The organism is Exiguobacterium sp. UBA1053 (assembly GCF_002316465.1).
Classification (GTDB): domain Bacteria; phylum Bacillota; class Bacilli; order Exiguobacteriales; family Exiguobacteriaceae; genus Exiguobacterium_A; species Exiguobacterium_A abrahamii.
This window is the reverse complement of record NZ_DCDO01000016.1, coordinates 1-5,243: the sequence shown is the minus strand read 5'-3', so window position 1 is coordinate 5,243 and position 5,243 is coordinate 1. Positions and strand designations below refer to the sequence as shown.

Below are 5,243 nucleotides of genomic sequence, written 5' to 3'. Positions count from 1 at the left end.
GATTTCGGAACAGGCATTCGTCGACGGTGTCGTCGAACAGATAAAAGTCTTATGGGATCGTCTCGACATCTCGTACGATGATTATATCCGGACGACAGAACCACGTCACAAGAAAGTCGTCGAAAAAGTGTTCGAAACACTTCTTGAATCAGGCGATATCTATTTAGGTGAATACGAAGGTTGGTATTCGATTCCGGATGAGACGTACTATACCGAATCACAACTCGTCGACGGGAAGAGCCCTGACAGTGGACACCCGGTCGAACTCGTTCGCGAAGAATGTTACTTCTTCCGGATCAGCAAGTACGCGGACCGTCTACTTGAGTACTTTGAAGCGAATCCGTCATTCATCTTGCCAGAATCACGTAAACACGAAATGATCAATAACTTCATTAAACCAGGTCTTCAAGACTTAGCGGTCTCACGGACGACATTCAACTGGGGTGTACAAGTCCCGTCGAATCCAAAACACGTCGTCTATGTCTGGATCGATGCGTTGACGAACTACATCTCGTCACTCGGATATGGTACGGACGATCACGGTAACTTCGATAAGTACTGGCCAGCAGATGTACATCTCGTCGGAAAAGAAATCGTTCGTTTCCACACGATCATCTGGCCGGCACTCTTGATGGCGCTTGACCTCCCATTACCGAAGAAAGTCTTCGCACATGGTTGGTTGTTGATGAAAGACGGAAAAATGTCGAAATCAAAAGGAAACGTCGTTGATCCGATTCCATTGACGGATCGCTACGGTCTCGACGCTCTTCGTTACTACCTCTTACGGGAAGTGCCATTCGGTTCGGACGGTATGTTCACACCTGAAGCATTCGTTGAGCGAATGAACTATGATTTAGCGAACGATCTCGGGAACTTACTCAACCGGACGATCGCGATGGTCACGAAATACTTTGATGGTGAGATCCCAGCCTATACAGGTAACGTGACACCGTTTGATGCGACACTGTCGGATCTTGCGAAAGAAACGGTCACGAAAGTCGAAGCATCGATGGAACATATGGAATTCTCTGTCGTGTTGTCAAACATTTGGCAATTGATCAGCCGTGCCAATAAATATATTGATGAGACACAACCGTGGGTGCTTGCAAAAGACGAATCCAAAACGGCGGAACTCGGTTCTGTCATGGTGCACCTCGTCGGCGTCTTACGTCACGTAGCGATCATGTTGCAACCGTTCATGACGCGTTCACCCAAAGAGATCTTCGCGCAACTGGGTCTCTCTGGACAAGCGATGGACTGGGCAGCGCTCGAGAAATTCGCAGACATCACACCAGGAACAAAAGTCGGTACAGCGACACCGATTTTCCCACGTCTCGACGTCAAAGAAGAAGTCGAAGCNNATCGAATTACGTGTCGGTGAAGTCGTGACGGCTGAAAAAATCAAAAAGGCGAAAAAACTATTGAAGCTACAAGTCGATATGGGCAAAGAAACACGCCAAATCGTCTCTGGTATCGCTCAGTGGTATGAGCCGGAAGATTTAGTCGGACGAAAAGTCATCGTCGTAGCGAACTTAAAACCGGTCACGTTACGTGGCGAACTCTCACAAGGAATGGTCCTTGCTGCTGAAAAAGCAGGAAAACTTGAACTAGCGACGGTCCCGTCAACGATGGCGAACGGCGCAAGCGTAAAATAAAACCGATGCCTGTGGACTTCATGTCACAGGCATTTTTTTAAAGAAGGAGTCGAACAGCTATGTTAATCGATACACACACTCACTTGAATGCAGACCAATTTGCGGACGACGTCCACGAGACGATCGAGCGGGCACGCGCGAACGGTGTCTCACCGATGATCGTCGTCGGATTTGATCATAAGACGATCGATCGTGCGATGGAACTCGTTGAAGCGTACGATGATCTTTATGCGGTCATCGGCTGGCATCCCGTCGACTCGATTGATTTTGATGAGGAAGCGTACCAAAAGGTCGAACGGTTGATGGATCACGAAAAAGTCGTTGCGCTCGGAGAAATCGGACTCGACTATCACTGGGACACGTCACCGAAAGATGTGCAGCAGGAAGCTTTCCGCAAACAGATCCGTCTCGCGAAGCAGAAAAAGAAACCAATCGTCATCCATAACCGGGAAGCGACAGAAGATACGTTACGGATCCTTGAAGAAGAGGATGCAAAAGAAGTCGGCGGGATTCTGCATAGCTACAGCATGAGTGCCGAATTATTACCACGATGCCTGGCGATGAACTTCTACATTTCACTCGGAGGTCCCGTTACGTTCAAGAATGCGAAGATGCCGAAACGTGTCGCGCAGGAAGTCCCGCTCGATCGTCTACTCGTTGAGACGGATTGTCCGTACCTGACACCAACACCGCACCGCGGTAAACGCAACGAACCGGCTTACGTCCGATTCGTCGCCGAAGAGATCGCGCAGCTCCGTGGCATGATGTACGCTGACGTCGAAGCAGCGACGACGGAAAATGCAAAACGGGTCTTCCGTTTGCCATGATGCGTTCGTTGACGTTCATTACGATCGGGTNNTCATCCACAAATCGTGACTGTCTTGATTGATGGCCAAGAACAACAAATTGAAACGACAGCTGACTCTGTTTATGGAGCACTTGAAGAAGCCGGTATTACGACGCGTGCCAATGATGTGATTGAACCTGCACTCAGTGCCGACCTGCCGAAAAAACGATTGATCGTCATTCAGCGGGCGAAAGAAATCACACTGATCATGGGCTACGGTGAGTCCCGTCGCGTTCGAACGCAAGCACGCCAAGTGAAGGACTTGCTGGCAGAACGTGGTATCAAAAAAGCGGATACGGATGATATTTATCCGTCGTCTGACGCTGTGTTGACGAACGGAATGACCGTTCGGTACCGAGAAGCTTTTCCCGTTGATCTCGTCGTTGGTGGAAAAGCCCGACAAATCTACACGTATGAGACGTCAGTTCGGGAATTGTTAGCACGAGAAGGGATTCGATTGCAAAAAGAAGACCGGGTCGCTCCGGATCCCGATACCCGCGTGACGGAAGGAACGTTGATCACGGTCAACACGACACGTCGTGCGACGTTGACGCAAGAACAGCTCGTGCCGTTTGAAATTGAAGAAGTCGAGGATCCGACCTTACCGGAAGGCGAGCAACTCGTGACGGCATCTGGTCGTCCGGGTGTCCGAACGAAAAAGTATCAATTGACGTTAGCTGACGGTCTTAGCAAAGAGAAGAAACTGATTGATGACCAAGTGACACGGACACCGATCAAACAAGTCGTCAAGGTCGGAACAAAACCAATCGAGACGCCTACTGAAGCACCCGTCTTTAACGAAGAGCAGGCGACGAATCCACTAACTGAAACACCTAAAGCCGACGCGGACCTTGATTTTTCGAGTGCGAAGAGTTTGATGGTCGAAGCGACGGCGTATACGAACGACCCAGCTTCGAACGGCAGTCGTTTGTACAACGGACGTGCCTTGACAGCGACCGGGTATGACGTGACGGATACGATCACCTATCAAGGGATGCCGATCATCGCGGTTGATCCGAAAGTCATTCCGCTTGGAACGAAGGTCTACGTCGAAGGAGTGGGTCTTGCGATCGCCCTCGATACCGGTGGAGCCATCAAAGGAAATAAGATCGATGTCTTGGTCGATGGAGAACAAAAAGCGAAGACGTTCGGTCGAAAACAACTGCAAGTCTGGGTCATTCCTAGTGCAACGGAAGCGGACACGTGACGCTTCCTTGTTTTTTTCGTGGAAACAGGTACAATTACGAGAGTGTTTGAAGAAGGTGGAGAGATCATGCGGAAACGCTTAAAAGAAGTCATAGTCGTCGAAGGACGGGATGATACGACACGATTACAAGAAGTCTTTGATGTCGATACAATTGAAACGAACGGTTCAGCCGTTAATGAACAAACGATGCAACGCATCGAGAAGGCACTGGAACGACGCGGTGTCATCATCTTCACGGACCCTGATTTTCCAGGAGATCGTATCCGTGCCCGAATCAATGAACGCGTACCAGGCTGTAAACACGCCTATCTTCCGCGTGCTCAAGCAAAAGATAAACGAGGGAAAATCGGTGTGGAGCATGCCTCACCTGCCGCAATCGAAGAGGCGCTCGCTGCTGTCTATGAGACGGAAGAAGCACCGGTTGCCGAAGTGACACGTGAGATGATTCTAGCAGCCGATTTGATTGGTGGACCAGCAGCCTCGATCCGTCGTCGTCGTCTCGGTCAGATTCTTGCGATTGGTGAACCGAATGCAAAACAACTCGTCAAACGCGTCGCATCGATCCGAATCACGCGGGCGGAATGGGAAGCGGCATTGAAACAATTAGAGGAGGAAGAAGTTTGAAAGACATTGCTACATTGCACCGGACGAAAGAAATTTTAGCGAAACATGGCTTTTCGTTTAAAAAATCGTTGGGACAAAACTTTTTAATCGATTTAAACGTATTAGGAAACATCGTCGGGGCAGCTGGATTAACGCCTGAAAGCGGAGTACTCGAGATCGGACCAGGAATCGGCTCATTGACGGAACAATCGGCGAAACAGGCGAAAAAAGTCGTCGCTCTTGAAATCGATCAGCGGTTGCTACCGATTCTTGACGATACACTTTCACCATATCCTCATACGAAGGTCATTCACGGCGATGCTCTTGAACTTGATCTTTCGACGATCGTCGCAGAAGAGTTCACGCAAGAAGGCATCACTGACATTGCCGTCGTCGCGAACCTCCCGTATTACGTCACGACACCGATCATCATGCGGATTCTCGAAGCGAAAGCACCGTTTCGGACGCTCGTCATGATGATTCAAAAGGAAGTCGCTGAACGAATCGGTGCAAAACCGGGCACGAAAGCATACGGTTCTCTATCGATCGCGATTCAGTATTATGCGGAAGCTGAAGTCTGCTTCACGGTTCCAAAACAAGTCTTCATTCCGGCACCAAATGTCGATTCAGCAGTCATCCGTTTGAACATTCGAAAAGAGCCGGCGGTACAGACACAGGATGAGGCATTATTCTTCGAAATCGTCCGAGCAAGTTTTGCACAACGCCGGAAAACGATTTTGAATAACTTGACGACACACTTCGGGAAGACGGAAAAGGCGGCGGTCGAAGCGGCATTGTTGGAAGCTGGAATCGAACCACGTCGTCGCGGAGAAACGCTCAGCCTGCAGGAATTCGCACAGTTAGCGGATGCACTTTTGCCAATTAAAAAACGTTGACGGATACGATTAGAACAGATATAATATTTCCCCTT

At 49.5% G+C, this 5,243-nt stretch carries 5 protein-coding genes and 1 pseudogene; all 6 read left to right on the top strand.

The window, feature by feature from the left end; genetic code table 11:
* Positions 1 to 1,381, top strand: a 1,381-nt coding sequence (gene metG / locus B3G15_RS13515) for a methionine--tRNA ligase (protein ID WP_414651123.1), incomplete at its 5' end; no start/stop codon positions are given.
* Positions 1,335 to 1,655: pseudogene (gene metG / locus B3G15_RS13510) on the top strand (methionine--tRNA ligase subunit beta); the annotation flags it as partial. The gene metG (B3G15_RS13515) and the pseudogene metG (B3G15_RS13510), both read left to right, overlap by 47 nt.
* Positions 1,656 to 1,714: 59 nt before the next feature.
* Complete coding sequence (locus B3G15_RS13505; RefSeq protein WP_023466535.1) at positions 1,715 to 2,482, top strand: TatD family hydrolase; 768 nt, start codon at positions 1,715 to 1,717, stop codon at positions 2,480 to 2,482.
* A 45-nt stretch (positions 2,483 to 2,527) separates the two neighbouring features.
* Positions 2,528 to 3,709: a 3D domain-containing protein gene (locus tag B3G15_RS13500; protein WP_290721774.1), complete on the top strand. Its 1,182-nt coding sequence runs from the start codon at positions 2,528 to 2,530 to the stop codon at positions 3,707 to 3,709.
* A 66-nt stretch (positions 3,710 to 3,775) separates the two neighbouring features.
* Complete coding sequence (gene rnmV / locus B3G15_RS13495) at positions 3,776 to 4,333, top strand: ribonuclease M5 (RefSeq protein ID WP_023466539.1); 558 nt, start codon at positions 3,776 to 3,778, stop codon at positions 4,331 to 4,333.
* Entirely contained in the window at positions 4,330 to 5,208 is an 879-nt protein-coding gene (rsmA, locus tag B3G15_RS13490; RefSeq protein WP_023466540.1) for a 16S rRNA (adenine(1518)-N(6)/adenine(1519)-N(6))-dimethyltransferase RsmA, read from the top strand. Before rnmV ends, rsmA begins: the two co-directional genes overlap by 4 nt.
* Positions 5,209 to 5,243 lie beyond the last annotated feature (35 nt).